The sequence below is a fragment of the Microbacterium sp. P5_E9 genome (assembly GCF_054049175.1).
Genome location: NZ_JBFUMV010000021.1, coordinates 55,648 through 71,303, shown reverse-complemented (window position 1 = coordinate 71,303; position 15,656 = coordinate 55,648). Strand labels below are relative to the sequence as shown.

Annotated in this window: 9 protein-coding genes; all 9 read left to right on the top strand. The window is 72.8% G+C overall.

Annotation, left to right across the window (positions count from 1 at the left end):
• Positions 1-990: ABC transporter (locus tag ACXJ3V_RS18740; protein WP_457101861.1), on the top strand; the 990-nt coding region annotated here is incomplete at its 5' end.
• Positions 991-1,476 (top strand): hypothetical protein, encoded by a 486-nt coding sequence (locus tag ACXJ3V_RS18735; RefSeq protein WP_457101860.1) that lies wholly within the window; start codon positions 991-993, stop codon positions 1,474-1,476.
• 69 nt (positions 1,477-1,545) lie between these two features.
• Positions 1,546-2,202 (top strand): spermidine/putrescine ABC transporter substrate-binding protein, encoded by a 657-nt coding sequence (locus tag ACXJ3V_RS18730; RefSeq protein ID WP_457101859.1) that lies wholly within the window; start codon positions 1,546-1,548, stop codon positions 2,200-2,202.
• Positions 2,203-2,325: 123 nt separating this feature from the next.
• The gene (locus ACXJ3V_RS18725; RefSeq protein WP_457101858.1) at positions 2,326-3,462 is read left to right on the top strand and encodes a serine/threonine-protein kinase; all 1,137 of its coding nucleotides are present in this window, start codon (positions 2,326-2,328) and stop codon (positions 3,460-3,462) included.
• A gap of 1 nt (position 3,463) precedes the next feature.
• Positions 3,464-9,409: an Ig-like domain-containing protein gene (locus ACXJ3V_RS18720; RefSeq protein ID WP_457101857.1), complete on the top strand. Its 5,946-nt coding sequence runs from the start codon at positions 3,464-3,466 to the stop codon at positions 9,407-9,409.
• Between the two features lie 44 nt (positions 9,410-9,453).
• Positions 9,454-10,416, top strand: coding sequence for an AAA family ATPase (locus ACXJ3V_RS18715; RefSeq protein WP_457101856.1), 963 nt, complete (start codon positions 9,454-9,456; stop codon positions 10,414-10,416).
• On the top strand, positions 10,416-11,783 hold the full coding sequence (locus ACXJ3V_RS18710) for a DUF58 domain-containing protein (RefSeq protein ID WP_457101855.1): 1,368 nt from the start codon (positions 10,416-10,418) through the stop codon (positions 11,781-11,783). Before ACXJ3V_RS18715 ends, ACXJ3V_RS18710 begins: the two co-directional genes overlap by 1 nt.
• Positions 11,780-14,281 (top strand): transglutaminaseTgpA domain-containing protein, encoded by a 2,502-nt coding sequence (locus ACXJ3V_RS18705; protein WP_457101854.1) that lies wholly within the window; start codon positions 11,780-11,782, stop codon positions 14,279-14,281. Before ACXJ3V_RS18710 ends, ACXJ3V_RS18705 begins: the two co-directional genes overlap by 4 nt.
• Positions 14,278-15,651: a DUF5684 domain-containing protein gene (locus ACXJ3V_RS18700; protein ID WP_457101853.1), complete on the top strand. Its 1,374-nt coding sequence runs from the start codon at positions 14,278-14,280 to the stop codon at positions 15,649-15,651. Before ACXJ3V_RS18705 ends, ACXJ3V_RS18700 begins: the two co-directional genes overlap by 4 nt.
• Positions 15,652-15,656: the final 5 nt, after the last annotated feature.

The window sequence follows — 15,656 nt, the reverse complement described above, 5'->3', positions numbered from 1 at the left end:
GTCGTCGGCAGCGTCAACGAGGGTCTCGCCCATGCCGAGGCCGCTGGGCGCGACGCGGTCCCGGACTCGGAGCAGCCGAGCACGGAAGCACCCGCCGAAGAACCCGCCGTCGAGTCGGCGCCTGCGGCAGAAGCGGAGCCCGCAGCAGAGGCGCCGGCCTACGTCGAGCCGGAGCCCGCAGAGCCCGCCTACGTCGACCCGGCCTACCTCGAGCCCGAGCCGACTGCGGAGGAGATCGCCGCAGCAGGTGCCGCGGCCGCCGCGAACGTCGAGCCCGCGAACGTGGAACCCGCCTACGTCGAGCCGGCCTACGTCGAACCCGCGGCCGACCACAACGGCGCCGCAGCGACAGCCGCTGCGGCCGGTGCCTACGCCGTGGCACCCAGCGAGCCGGTCGCCCAGGCGCCGTACGCCGTCGCACCGCAGCCCATCTTCGTCCAGGCCCCCGAGCCGCCCCGCCCGCGCGGCAACCGCGCCGCAGCCGGCGCGATCGGCCTGCTCGCCACCGTCTCGTTCGCCGTGCTCTACGTCGCCGCATGGCTCGGCATCGGATTCGTCACGGGCGACATCTCGACCGATGACGTCATCACCCCGCTCACGACGGCCGTCGAATCCTGGGTGTTCTGGCTGCCGATCGTGCTCTTCTTCCTCGGCTTCTGGCTGCTCGGCGCGATCATCAACCGCGGACGCTGGGCCCATTGGGTCATCTTCGGCATCTTCGTCGGCGTCATCTCCTGGGCGGGTTATGTGCTCGGCATCCTGGTCCAGGAGCCGTTCTGGATGCTCACCCCGACCGAGGGCGTCGACCTCGTCAAAGACAACCTGTTCGCGCCGCTCGCCGTCGCCGCCTTCATCATCGGCCGCGAGCTGACGATCTGGTTCGGCGCGTGGGCCTCAGCGCGAGGCAAGCGGGTCACCGAGCTCAACCTCGAAGCGAACCGCGAGTACGAGCGCACCCTGGAAGCGGGTCCGCAGATCTATCGTCAATAGGTGACCGAAACCTCGCGGCCCGAGGGCGGACCTGTCCGCCCGATCGTCGCGCTCGGTCTCGCGGTCGCCGCTTTCGTTGCGCTCCTGATCTGCGGGCTCGGCGTGGTGAGCCTGCTCCTCGACCAGGACGTGCTCGCCGTGCCGGGTCTCGGGCAGATTCCCGGCATCCTGGGCACCGCCTTCACAACGGCCGGGTTCGCGGTGTCGCTCGGGCTATGGCTGCGCCGCCCGCATCCATCGTTCTGGGGAGCGGCCGTCGCCGCCCTCGTCTGCCTCCTCGCCTACATGTTCGGGGTGTGGTGCGGAGCGGTGCTCGGGGGCGCCGACCTCGCGGCTGCTGCGGCGGCCGCCGGAGGCGTGGTCACGTCCTGGTTCGGGGTGGTGATCGCGGCATCGGGCGCGATCTGCGCCTGGGGAGGCATCGCCCTCGTCCGCACCAGAGCGCAGCGGCCGCGCTGGCCGTGGGAAGACCCGTTCGACGAGTAGCCCTTTCGAGAGAGGGACGGATGCCGCGGCATCCGGTCGCGACGCGTGCTCCAGTACTACGGTTGTGACGTGGAGCGCTCGCTCGAGACCCAGGTAAGCCAGGCGGTGGACGCCTGGCTGCGCTGGCTGCCGCGGTGGGAGCCGGCCACGCATCGTGGCCGGATCGCACCATGCCGCCGCTGCTTCGGCTCACCGGTGCTCTCCGCGGCGGGGCTCGGGTCCGACGTTCCGCACGGCGTGCAGCACGGCCTGTCGACCCGCGTGAAGACGATCGTCGATCACGCGGTCGCGGAGTACACGGCGAAGAACCTGCCGATGCTCCAGGCGGAGCTCGATCAGCAGGCCGCGCGCAACCGCGCCCGCAGCTATCGGCCGGCGGAAGGACTCGACCCGGAGTTCGAGGGACTGCCGCTCGATCCCGAGCCGGTGGCCGGCGCGCCGTTCCTGTTCACGATCTCGGGTCTCGCCGAAGAGGTGGATGCCGACATTCCGGCACTCCCGCCGCTCAGCGCCGACGCGAAAGCGGCGCTGCGCCAGGAGGTCGGGCTCGCCGACGACTACGCGAACATGGTCGGCCGCGAGGTCTGCGCGGTGCTGCTGCACCATCGCCTCCGCATCCAGGCGGCGATCACGCAGTATGTCGAGCCGCAGATCGAGGCGATGCTCCAGGAGTTGACTCGCTCACTCGACGCGCCGTTCAACCCGAACGAGCCTCCCGCGCTCTGACCGGCGCCGCTCCACAGGCTCGAGGGTGGCCAGCAGGCTCCCAAGGCTGATTTGCTAACATTGCCGGGCTCGCGGGCGCGGCCCATCGGCCGCCGACCGGCGGCAGAGAAGGTGGGAGGACCGGTGGCTGCACGCCTTCCTTCGGCGCCCCCGATCCTGCCGGGCCTCACCTACATCCGTCCGCTCGGCTCCGGCGGCTTCGCCGACGTCTTCCTCTACGAGCAGGACATGCCTCGGCGCGATGTCGCCGTCAAAGTGCTCCCGAGCGACGTGCGCGACCCCGAACTGCGTCGCATGTTCAACGCCGAGGCCGATGTCCTCGCCCACCTCTCCGCCCATCCGTCGATCGTCACCGTCTACCAGGCCGGCATCTCGGCCGACGGCCGGCCGTACATCGTCATGGAGTACTGCCCCGGATCGCTCACGCAGCGGTACCGCATCGAGCGGATGCCGGTGCCGGAGGTGCTCGAGATCGGAGTGCGGATGGCGGGGGCCCTGGAGTCCGCCCACGTCGCCGGTCTCGTCCACCGCGATGTCAAGCCGAGCAACATCCTGGTGACCACCTTCGGCGCCCCGGTGCTCGCGGACTTCGGCATCTCGTCCTCGCTGACGAAGAACTCGGCCGACGAGATGCTCGCCATGTCGATCCCGTGGAGCGCCCCCGAGGTGGTGGGCGAGCAGACCGCCGGCACCGTGGCGAGCGAGGTCTGGAGCCTCGGGGCTACCGTGTACTCGCTGCTCGCGGGGCACAGCCCGTTCGAGCGGCGCGAGCGCGGGCAGAACACCAAGGAGCTGCTGCGCCGGCGGATCGCCCGGGCCAGCTACACCGCCATCCCCCGCACCGACGTGCCGGCGTCGCTCCAGCACGTGCTGGAGCGCTMGATGAGCCGCGACCCGCGCGAGCGGTTCCCCTCGGCGCGCGCGTTCGCCGAAGCACTTCGCGAGGTGCAGGTGGAGGCGGGCCTCGCGCCGACGGCGCTGGAGGTGCCGACGGCGGAGTGGGCCGCGGCATCCGTTCCGGTGGACTTCACGGATACCGCGATGCGCGGGACGACCCGCAGCACGGTGCCGCACAACGGACGCCGCAAAGCGCGACCCGATGCCGCGCTCGCCGGTCTGGTCCGCGACGAAGACACCGAGATCTCCTCGGTGACGCGGTCGCCGAAGCACGTCGGACCATGGATCGTCGCAGGCGCCGCCGGGGTCGGCCTCGTCGCGGCCGTCATCGCCGCAGTGCTCGCCTTCACGGGGGTGCTCTGAGATGCGCCGCCGCACGGTCGCCGGCCTCGTCGCCGCGGCGGCCGCCCTGGGGCTGATCGTCGGCGCCTGGTTCGTCTGGCCGGGTCTCGACGCGCAGGAGACCCCCGAGGTCGACACCTCGGTGTGGGCGCTGCAGACCGGCGACGGACGGCGCTACGCGCGGGTGAACACGAGCATCGGCGAGCTGGACACCGTTCGCAGCGTCAGCAACCCGAGCGAAGTGGTGGAGACATCGGATGCCGCGTTCCTGTTCTCGGACAGCTACAGCAGGCTGACGAAGATCGACGAGTCGCTTCCGGTCGACCTCGACGATGACGCGCTGCGCGCGTCGCCGTCGACCCCGGCCGGCACGACCGAGGTCAGTGCCGCTGGTGACTTCGTCGCCTACCGGACCGACTCGGGCGCCGTGTGGGTGGGGCGCCTTTCCGCCGGCGAGGCGGCGCAGCTCGATCCGGCGTCCGGGGCGCAGCAGAACGCGCCGGAGTACGCCGCGGACGCGATCGCCGTCGATGCGCGCGGGCGGCTCTTCAGCTACTCCCGTGCCGACGCGGCCGTGCTGCGGTACGACATCGCGTCCTCGGAGGTGCTCGGGCGCGATCCGCTCGTCGCCGAGGGACTCTCGACGCCGGCCATCACCGCGGCCGGGGATCAGTGGGTCGTCGTGGACGCCGACGACGGCGACGCCTGGCTGCGGGGCGAACGCGCCGCCATCGCGACCGGCACCACGGGCAAGGTCGTCGTGGGTGAGCCGGACCCGAACGGCACCGAGGTGTACCTCGCGTCCGAGACCGGGCTCGAGCGGGTGCCGGTCGACGGCTCGGCGCCGGTGCGCGAGGTCGGGACGGGTCAGACTGTGCTCGGCACTCCGGCGCAGCCCATCGTCCACGGCGGCGAGGTCTTCGCGGCCTGGCTGCCGGCCGGCGACGGCGGCGGCGTGCTGTGGAGCTCCGGGTCGGCGCAGACGACGGCGCTCGACTACGGCGCGCCCGCGCTGGGCGACCAGCGTCGACCGGTCTTCGTCGCGAGCGACGACGCCGTCATCCTCAACGAGACGCGCTCCGGGTGGGTCTGGACGGTGCCGGACGGACGCTTCGTCGCATCCAGCCAGGACTGGTCGCTCGACGACCGCACGGACGCGGAGTCGCAGCCCAGCGAGGAGCAGCTCTCCCTCGTGATCGATCCGCGCCCGCCGATCGCCGAGCCGGATGCCTTCGGCGTGCGCGCCGGCGACCTCACCACCCTGCCCGTCCTGATGAACGACCATGACCCGAACGAGGACGTGCTCTCGATCGACCCCACCTCGGTGACCGGCCTCGACCCCGGCTTCGGGACGGTGTCGATCACCGATGACGGACAGCGGCTCACGGTGCGCACGACCCCCGAGGCGCACGGCTCCGCGTCGTTCAGCTATGCGGCGACCGACGGCACGAGCGCCGGCGGACTCCTGTCGGCCGCGGTCACCGTGACGCTCACGGTCGCCGCAGCGGCCCAGGAGTCTGCGCCGGCCTGGTGCGGGGTGCCCGGATGCCTCGTCACGTGGCCGGAGCCGGAGGTCGCGCGCGGCGGCACGGTCACCGTCCCGGTGCTCCCCGGGTGGGTCGACCCGGAAGGCGACCCGCTGCTCCTGCTGTCGGTGCAGGACGCCTCCGGCATCGGCAGCGTGGCCGCGACGCCGGCCGGCGAGATCGTCTACCAGCACTCCGACGACGGGAGCGGGACCACCGAGCTCATCGAGCTCACCGTCACGATGGCCGATACGTGGGGCGCCACGGTCACCAAGCCCCTCCTCGTGCGGGTCTCGCCCGAGCCCGTGATCGCCGTGCAGTCGTTCGCGGTGGTGGACACCATCGACGCGGGGATGAGCATCGATGTGGCGCCGCACGTGACGGGCACCGCGGGCGCGATCTCGCTGGAGTCGGTCCATGTCCTGGACGAGGGCTCCGCGCGCGCGACGGTCGTCGGCGGCACCACCGCCTTCGACTTCGCGGCAGCGCTGCCGGGGGTGTACCGGGTCGACTTCACCGTCACCGACGGCCTGAGCGAAGCCACCGGGACGGCGCGGATCACGGTCCTGCCCGCCGATGCCCCCGCCGACCTCGCCACTCCGCCCGTCGTGGTGTTCGTGCATCCGCAGGAGGACGCGACGGTCGACGTGTTCGCGGTCGCGTCGAACCCGACCCGGCGCGTGCTGCTGCTCAGCGACGTCGTCGCCCGGGCCGACCGCGGAGCGATCCTCTCCGTCGATGCGGTGGGCCAGGACCACCTGCGGGTCTCCGGGGCGACGCCGTCCGGCGCGGCCGGGCGCTTGGGAACGGTCACCTACACGATCAGCGACGGCACCGACGATCGCGGCTCCAGCGTGCAGGGCGAGGCGACCGTGTACCTGCTGCCGCCGGCCCCCGAGCTCGCCCCGATCGCGGTCGATGACACCGTGGTCGTGCGCGCCGGCGCGCAGATCGACATCCCGGTGCTCGACAACGACATCGCTCCTGCTGGAGGGCGCCCCACGCTCGATCCGTCATCGGTCGTCTCGTCGAGCAGCGCCGCGCTGGCGTTCGGGTCCGGGGGAGTGCTGCGCTATCTCGCCCCCGCCACGCCGGGCGAGTACGGCGTCAGGTACGGGATCTACACCTCCGGCGCCCCGTCGCTCGCGGATGTCGCCGATGTGCGCATCCGCGTGCTCCCCGATGATGCGAACCGGGCGCCCTCGCCGGAGACCCTCGAGGGCCGGGTCCTCAGCGGCCAGAGTTCGACGATCGAGTTCGACGGATTCGGCATGGATCCGGATGGCGATGTCGTCACGCTCGATCGCATCGTCACCCAGCCGCAGAGCGGCGTCGCGACGGTCTCGGCCGATGGCGAGTCGATCGTCTACACGAGCGTGGCGGGATTCCGCGGCCAGGTGTCGTTCCGCTATCGCGTGGTCGATGCGCTCGGCGAGACCGGCGAGGGCACCGCACGGGTGGGCGTGCTGGACGGCCAGTCGAACCCGAGCCCCATCACCTTCACCGACTATGTGCAGGTGCAGGCCGGTGCGGGCAATTCCACCCGGGTCAGTCCGCTCGCGAACGACCTCGACCCCACCGAGGGCACGCTTGCCCTCGAGAACGTGCGTCCGGATGTCGCGCCCACCCTCGACGACGGCTCCGCAAGCCCCGAATACGCGCGGCTCGCCGGCCGGATCGAATCCACCGCCGACGGCACTGTGGTGATCGCGGCGGGCACCGAGCCCGAGACGATGTCGTTCCTCTACGACGTGGTCTCCAGTTCCGGCAACACGGGTCGGGGCCTGATCGTCGTCCGGGTCGTGCGCGAGAGCGTTCCCGACTACCCCGTGGTCGCCGACACCGTGCTGACCGTCGAGAACCGCGAGGATTTCACGYAGGGGGTCGATGTCCTCACCGGCAAGACGACCTGGTCGGCCGGCGACATCGACGGGCTCGAAGTCGGGCTCTGGGGTGGGCAGCGCGGCGTAGCGGTCGACGGCTGGGAGCTCAGCGGCGATCTGCCCTCATCCACCCGCATCATCCCCTTCGCGGTGACCGGCGAGGGCCCGTCCGGCCCGGTGACCACCTACGCCTTCCTGCGCGTGCCGGGCGACGACGATCTCTCGCTCGTGCTGCGCAGCGGGGTACGGCCGCCGGAGGTCGATGAGCTCGCCGAGGTCACGTTCGACATGGCCGACCTGGTTGCGGCGCCCGATGACGGCGGGCTCGAGGTCGGCGACGACATCCGCGCCTCCGGCGCGCGCGCCGACGCGACCTGCGAGCCGGCATCGGGCACCGAGGTGCGCTACACCGCCGGCGCCGCGGCGCCGTGGACGGACGCCTGTCAGGTGCCGGTGCGGCTGTCCGGCCAGGACGACTGGACCTACCTCTCGGTGCCGATCGTGGTGCACGCCCTCGACCCGCAGCCCGAGCTGCATACGGCGTCCGTCACGGTCGGACCGGGCGAGACGGCGACCTTCGATCTCCGGCTGCTGACGACCTGGCAGCTGCGCGACGACTGGAGCAGCATCGAATACGCGCTCGCCTACGACGGTGCCGCGTTCGATGTCTCGCTCTCCGGCTCGACCGTGACGGTCGTCGGCTCCGACCGTGCCGTGGCCGGGGCGGAGGAAGCCGCAGTGGTCACCGTGACCAGCCATCCTGGCGTAGCCCCGGCCCGCCTGATCCTCCGGGTGGGCGCTGCGCCCTCCACGCTCCCGCAGGGCGGGTCGGTGTCGCAGCAGTGCTCGCAGGCGACCGGAACGTCGTGCACCATCTCGGTGATCGGCGCCGCCGGCGAGGTCAACCCGCTGCCTCGGACGCCGCTCGAGCTCATCGACGTGCGCGCCACCGGCGCGTGTGCGGATGTCTCGTTCCAGGTCGCCTCGGCATCGGCGGTCAGGGCCACGTGGGGCGCGACCGCACCCGGCGGGTCCTGCACCGCCGTCTTCTCCGTCCAGGACGCACAGGGCAGGCGGACCAATGCCGAGCGCGACGGCCGCCTCGTGCTCGACCTGCAGGGCTTCCCGCAGACGCCGGCGAGCGTGGCGCAGACCGGCTTCACCGACGGCGAACTGACGCTCCGCGTCGACCCGGGCGAGGCGGCCCAGGCCTACCCCGCGCTGTCCGGATTCATCATCCGCTCCGACGGCCGCATCGTGGCGCGTTGCGGCGCGGACGGCGACTGCCCGGCGATCAGCGCCCCGAACGGCGAGCAGCGGACCTATGAGGCCGTCGCCGTGAACGCCGTCGGCGAATCGCGCGCCAGTGTGCGGACGGTCGCGTGGGCGTACGACCCTCCCGCGGCACCGGGGTCCATCGTGGCCGCACCGGTCGTCACCGACGGCGAGGGCGGGATCGTCGCGCTCACCATCGACGGCATCGACACGGACCGGACGGGCGCGATCGAGGTGACCAGCCCGGCGGGGGAGACCGTGCGCGTTGCGGTGTCCTCGCACGATCGGCGCATCGAACTGCCGGCGTACCGCGTCGGATCGAACGTGTCCTCTCCGATCACCGTCACGCCGTACACGCGCTATGAGCTCCCGGCGGGTCTCGGCGGCGACGTGTTCGGTGCGGCGACGACGATCTCGGCGAACGGCATAGGGGCGCCCCGCGACCCGGTCCTGACCCTCAGCGCCACCTCGATCGGCGACGGCACCGCCACGGTGACCGCCACCGCCTCGGCGACCCTCAACGGCGACGGCTCCAGCATCCGCTTCGGCATCGTGCGCGACGGCGACCGGTGCGACCCCTCCGACGACGGCGCGACGGCGGTGTTCGCCGGGCTCGCCGACGGCGAGGAGTACCGCTTCGTGCTCTGCGCGGAGTCCTGGTTCGATGGGGATTCGTTCGGGCAGGTCACCACGTCGGCGAGCGTGCGGGCCGTGCAGACCGGGCGCGCTCCGCAGGGCTGGACCTTCACCGTGGACGGCGTGCCGAACGTCACGGACAGCCGTGCCGAGTGGCTCGTGCGCGCGCAGCCGGTTTCGAGCGAGCGGATGCCGAACAACAACCACGTGGAGTTCTCCGGCTGGCCCGCCACGGTCTTCGACCGCGACCCCGGCATCACCGTCCGGTATGTCCACGATCGCTGGGGCACGGCGACCCCGTGGGCGAAGGTCGTCCCGGCCGCGGGCAGCGCCCCGTACCAGCTGCAGGCGACCTGGTCGGTGCAGTCCTGCGTCGGTGGGAGCACGCTGACGACGCGCGGCGATTCGTCCGCCACACCCCTCGGCAAGGCCGCGATCTCCTTTGCCGATGCCGGGCTCACGTTCTACGACAGCGGCAATGCCGTGCTCCCCTACACGGCGGGGTCGTGGCAGGTTCCCGTCGGCGCCGTCCGCGTGGCGGGGATCGGCGTCGCCGTCAGCTGGAGCGCCCAGAACTGGGGCCTCTCCAATGCATCCGCCGTCCTCAGCGCCACCTGCCAGCCGAATCTCCCTCCCGCCACGCCATGACCGCGCTGAAACCCGCCCCCGCCGAACCCGAAGGAAGAACCCGAATGACCATCACCCAGGAGCAGGCCACCTGGTTCGCGCAGACCTTCGCCCAGCTCGCCGACAACGTCGAGCGAGCGGTGCTCGGCAAGCGGCACGTGGTCGAGCTGGTGCTGGCGGCGATGCTGAGCGACGGCCATGTGCTGCTCGAGGATGTCCCAGGCACCGGCAAGACCTCGCTGGCGCGGGCGATGGCGCAGTCCGTGCAGGGCACCAACACCCGGATCCAGTTCACCCCCGACCTGCTCCCGGGTGACATCACCGGCATCACGGTCTACGACCAGGCCACCGGCAAGTTCGAGTTCCACTCGGGTCCCGTCTTCGCCAACATCCTGCTGGCCGACGAGATCAACCGGGCGAGCCCGAAGACGCAGTCCGCCCTGCTGGAGGTCATGGAGGAGGGCCGGGTGACGGTCGACGGCGTGTCGCACCAGGTCGGCGTGCCCTTCCTCGTGCTCGCGACGCAGAACCCCGTGGAGCAGGCCGGCACCTACCGGCTGCCCGAGGCGCAGCTCGACCGCTTCATGATGCGCACGTCGCTCGGCTACCCCGACCATGCGTCGACGGTCCGCATCCTCGACGGCGCCGCCGTCGCCACCAGCGAACTCGCCGCCGTCATCACGCCGCAGGCGCTCGTCGGCATGGCCGACCTGGCGCGCGACGTCTACATCGACGCGCTCGTGCTGGACTACATCGCCCGGCTCGTGGACGCCACCCGCTCGGCCGACGAGGTGCGCCTGGGCGTCAGCATCCGCGGCGCCCTCGCGCTCACGCGCGCCTCGCGCACCCGCGCCGCTTCGCTCGGCCGCACCTACTCGACCCCCGACGACGTCAAGGCGCTCGCCGTGCCGGTGCTCTCGCACCGCCTGATCCTGCACCCCGAGGCCGAGTTTGACGGGGTCACGCAGGAGGCCGTGGTCGGACAGGTGCTGCTGGATGTCGCGCCCCCCACGCGTCGCGAGGCCTGATGAGTCCGACCGAGACCCGGATCAGTCGCACGACCGCCGCAACGGGCGGCGCGAACGAGACGACCGTGCGCACGGTCGCGACCGGCGCKGGCGGTCGCCGGCTCGTGCGCGCCGTCGTGTGGGCGACCGCGTCGCTGCGCAGGGCCGGGGCGGCCACGGCGGCCGCCGCGGAGTGGAGCGCGCGCACGGTGCGGCCCGCCGGCGTCCTCGTCGCCGGCGCGGCGACCGTCGGGCTCACGATGGGGATCGTGTTCGGCTGGGTCGAGTGGATGGTCGCGGGAGCGGTCGCGGCGGTCCTGCTGGTGCTTGCCATGCCCTTCCTCTTCGGCTCCCGCGCCTACGACATCGATCTCCGGCTCGCGCACGAGCGGATCGTCGCAGGGCAGAGCGTGACCGGCGAGGTCGTGATCCGCAACGAGGGCCGCCGCACGACCCTGCCCGGCCGCATCGACATCCCGGTGGGTGCGGGGCTCGTGGAGTACGGCGTGCCGCTGCTGCGCCCGGCGCACTCGGTGTCGCAGCCGCTCGACATCGCCGACCTCCGCCGCGGGATCGTGCGGGTCGGCCCGGCCACGACCGTGCGCAGCGATCCGCTCGGCCTGCTGCGCCGCGAGCACGCCTTCGCCGAGGTCCACGACCTCTACGTCCATCCCCGCACCATCCCGGTGCCGTCCACGAGCGCCGGGCTGATCCGCGACCTCGAGGGCAACCCGACCCGCCGGCTCGTCGACGCGGACATGTCGTTCCACGCCATCCGCGAGTACGCGTCCGGCGACTCCCGCCGCCAGATCCATTGGAAGTCGACGGCGAAGACCGGGCAGCTGATGGTGCGCCAGTACGAGGAGTCCCGGCGATCGCGCATGGCTGTCGTGCTCGGCATCGCGGAGGACGAGTACTCGGATGCCGACGAGTTCGAGCTCGCCGTCGGCTGCGCGGCCTCGCTCGGGGTGCGCGCGGTGCGCGACGCCCGCGACCTCGATGTGGTCACCGGCTCGGAGATCCCCCGCGTTGTGCGCGGGCGGCTGCGCGCCATCCGGCATCTGCCCACGGTCTCGCCGCGCGCGCTGCTCGACGGGTTCAGCGGCGTCGATCGCCTCGAGAACACGATGCGCGTGGAGGATGTCTGTCGCCTCACGGCCGAAGCGAACGGGCGGCTCTCGATCGCCGTGATGGTGGTGGGGTCGACACTCTCCCTCACGCGCCTCCGGCAGGCCGCCCTCATGTTCCCCGGCGACACCGCGGTCGTCGCGGTGATCGCGGATGAGCGCGCGCACCCGCGCATCCAGAGCCTGGCCGGGCTCACGGTGCTGACGGTGGGCACGCTCGAGGACCTGGCCGGTCTGCTGCTGCGGGGGGCGACGTCATGACGGCCGGCCCCGCCACGACAGCGGTGCGACCCGCGCGGGCCCGGATCGTCGCCGGCTCGGTCTTCGTCGCCGCCATGGTCGGCATCGCGGCGGTGGCCGCGTGGCCGATCTACCGCTCCTGGTGGTTCGCGCTCCTGGTGATCGTCGCCGCGGGTGTCGCGGCGCTCATCGCGGTCGCGGCGCGCCTCCGGCGCTGGAGCGCCCTGCTGACGACGGCGGTCTGCGCCATCGCCTTCCTCGTGGTCGGCGTGCCGCTCGCGGTGCCGTCGCGGATCGGCGGGACCCCCGACCTCCTGCGCGGATTCGTCGATCTCCTGGCCGGCACGGTGCTCGCCTGGAAGGATCTCATCACCGTCGATCTGCCGGTCGGGACGTATCGCAATCTGCTCGTCCCGGCGCTCGTGGTCTTCCTCGGGGGGACGTGCGCCGCCCTCGTGCTGTCCTGGCGCGCGGACCGCCGCGCGTACGGCGCGGCTCCGATCGCCCTGGGCATGGTGTTCTTCGGCCTGATCTTCGGCCGCGCCTCCGTCAGCCCCGCCTTGCCGATCGGGCCGGTGCGCCTCTACGCGCCGCTCGAGACCGCCATCGGCATCGCGGGTCTGGTCACGACGCTGCTGTGGCTCGCCTGGCGGGGCCGCGACGAACGGGTGCGCGCGCTCGAGCGCGCCGCCACGTCCGGGGGCGTCCGCCTGCTCCGCAGGCCGTCCGCCGCCGATCGGCGCCGCGCCGCGCTCGGGGCCGGCCTGGTCGCGGTGGCGATCGTCGGCGTCGTGGCGACCGTCCCGTTCGTCGCGCGCGGCGCCGACCGCAACGTGCTGCGGGCCGCTGCGGGGCCCGACATCGATCTCGCCGCCGAGATCAGCCCGCTCGCGACCTACCGCTCCTTCTTCGCCGACGCGCGCGCCGACGACGTCCTGTTCACGGTCGCGGCTCAGGATGGCGCCCCGGCGCGCGTGCGCCTGGCGACGCTGGACAGCTACGACGGCGAGGTCTTCCGCTCCGGCGGCGCCCACTCCGTGGACGAGGCGCAGTTCGTCCGGGTGCCGGCGGCACTCGATCCGGGGGCGGGGGAGCCGCTGCGCATGCAGGTCGTGATCGACAGTCTCACCGGGGTCTGGATGCCGACGGCCGGCCGGGTCGCCTCGGTCGAGTTCGACGGCGACCGCGCGGCCGCCCTCGCCGAGGGCTTCTACTACAGCGCGTCCGCGGCGGCCGGTCTGCAGACGGCCGGGGGAGGGCTCGCCCCCGGCGACGGCTTCGTCGTCTCCGGCGCCGACCCTGCCGTCCCTGCTCTCGCCGCGCTTGCGCCGCCTGGCGTTCCGGCCGGGGCGCTCCCCCTTCCGGAGAGCCTCGCGGCCTGGGTGCAGGAGCACCAGGAGGGCGCCGGGGGGGTCGCGCTCGAGGGTCTCGTCCGCCTGCTGCGCGAGCGCGGGTACCTCAGCCACGCGCTCTCGATGGGCGAGACGCCCGCCCGGTGGGCGCAGGACCTGCCTGGGTACGCCTTCCAGCCGAGCGCCTCGGGGCACTCGCTGGCGCGCATCGATGCGATGTTCGCCAGCCTGCTGGCGCGAGAGTCCGATCCCGAGGCCGCGGCGTCCTCCGACTTCGTCGCGGCGATCGGCGACGACGAGCAGTTCAGCGTCGCCGTGGCGCTCATCGCCCAGGACCTCGGGTTTCCGGCCCGGGTGGTCGTCGGCGTGCGACTGAGCTCGCCGGACGCGACGCTGCCCACCTGCGCCGACGGCACCTGCCGCGCGCAGGACCTCGCGGCGTGGACCGAGGTGCAGAACGCGAACGGCGCCTGGGTGCCGATCGATGCGACGCCGCAGTACGAGAATCCGCCGCGCCTCGACGTCTCGAAGCAGCGCGATCCCGAGAACGTCACCGATGTGCTCCCCGAGACGGTCCACGAGGTGCTCCCGCCGCAGCCGGTCCAGCAGGAATCCGTGCCCGACGAGGGTCCGCCGGATGACCAGCGCGCAGATCTGGCCTGGCTGTGGCCCACGCTGCGGATCGCCGGCATCGCCCTGCTGCTGGGCACGCTCGCGTTCGGGCCGTTCCTCGCAGTCATCGGGGCGAAGGCCGCGCGGCGGCGTGGCCGGCGTGGTGCGCACCTCCCGGCGGACCGGATCGCCGGCGGCTGGGATGAATACGTGGATGCCGCGACCGACGCGGGTCGCGCGGCTCCCGCATCGCTCACCCGCACCGAGGTCGCCGCGGTCTACGCCACGGCATCCGGTGCACGGCTCGCGTCCACCGCCGATCAGGCCGTGTTCTCGGCGGAGCGGGCGACCGACGCCGACGCCGCCGCCTTCTGGCGGATCGTCGACGAGGAGCGACGCGGGCTTCGCGCGGAGCGGGGATTCTGGCGCGGGCTCCGCGCGACCGTATCGTTGAGATCGTTCGTCCGACAACTGACGCCCGTCACCGGTCGCCGGGATCGCACCGCTGAGAGGGGGATGCGCGGCTCCGCACCGAGCCATCGCACATCGCCATGAACACATTCGACGGCTCCACCGTCCTCGCCCTTGCCGTGACGGGCATCGTCTTCGGCGTCCTGCTGTACGTCTGGATCGGCCTCGCGCTGTCCGCGCTCTTCCGCAAGAGCGGCGAAGAGCCGTGGAAGGCCTGGGTGCCGATCTACAATCACGTCGTCGTGCTGCAGCTGGGCGGACTCTCCGGCTGGCTGTACCTCCTCGTCCTGGTGCCGTTCATCGGGCCGCTGCTCGTCTGGGTGTGCATCGTCGTCGCGGCGCACCGGATCAACCTCGCCTTCGGCTACGGAGCCGGCATGACCGTGCTCGCGGCACTGCTGTTCCCGGTCTGGGCGACCGTCCTCGGTGCCGGATCGGCGCGCTGGATCGGTCGTGAGCGCGTCGGCGGCGGTCCGGTGCGCACCGGCGCCCCGGAGGTGCCCGCACCGGCGCCGCTGGCCGCCGACTCCGCGTGGCCGTTCGCGGAAGCAGCATCGTACGAGCCGCTCCCGCCGGTCCCCCCGCTCCCGCCGGTCCCGCCGGTCCCGCCGGCGCCCCCCGCCCCGGTCGCCGGCCGATCCGCCGACGAGCCCGTGGTCACGCGCGCCGGGTGGACCCCGCCGCCGCTTCCGTCATCGGCGGCGCCGCTGCTCGGTGCAGGGCTCGCCTTCGACGACGAGTCCGACTGGACGGGCGAGGTCACCGGGGCGATCTCCGGCGCCCCTGCGCCGATCTCCGCCGTGCCGCTTCCGCCGCCGGCGGCCGCCGCGCCCCCCGCGCCGCCCACCGTTCGCCGCGGGCTCGATGACGCACCCCCTGTGACGCGCGTGCCGGCTGCGCCGCCGCTGTCCGCCCAGGAGCCCTGGGCGCCCACCCGCTCGCCGCTGCCTGAAGAGGCCGAGGCCTTCCCCGAGACGTCCGGCCCCGTCTCGGCGATCGCCGGAGCACCGGATGCCGGGGGTCCGCGTTCGGCGCTGGCATCGGTGTCCGCGCAGCACGTGCTGCCGCACATCCCCGACGAGGACGCCCTCGACCAGACGATCGTCGCGCGGCGCAAGCGCACCGGCTGGGTCATCGCGCCGCGGCTCGGGGCGCCCATCCCGCTGACTTCGGCCGTGGCCATCCTCGGTCGCCGGCCCGCGCCCGACCCGGCCTTCCCCGATGCGCAGCTGGTCTCGCTCGACGACGACACCCGGACGATCTCCAAGACGCACGCCCGTCTCGCGCTGCGCGACGATCGCTGGTACATCACCGATCTCGACTCCACCAACGGAGTCCTCTTCACGACCCTGATGGGCACCGAAGTGGCCGCGACGCCCGGCGAAGAGGTCGAGGCGGGTGACCTCTTCTTCCTCGGCGACGCCGAGGTCCGGCTGAGCCGCAGCGACGGATGACGGTG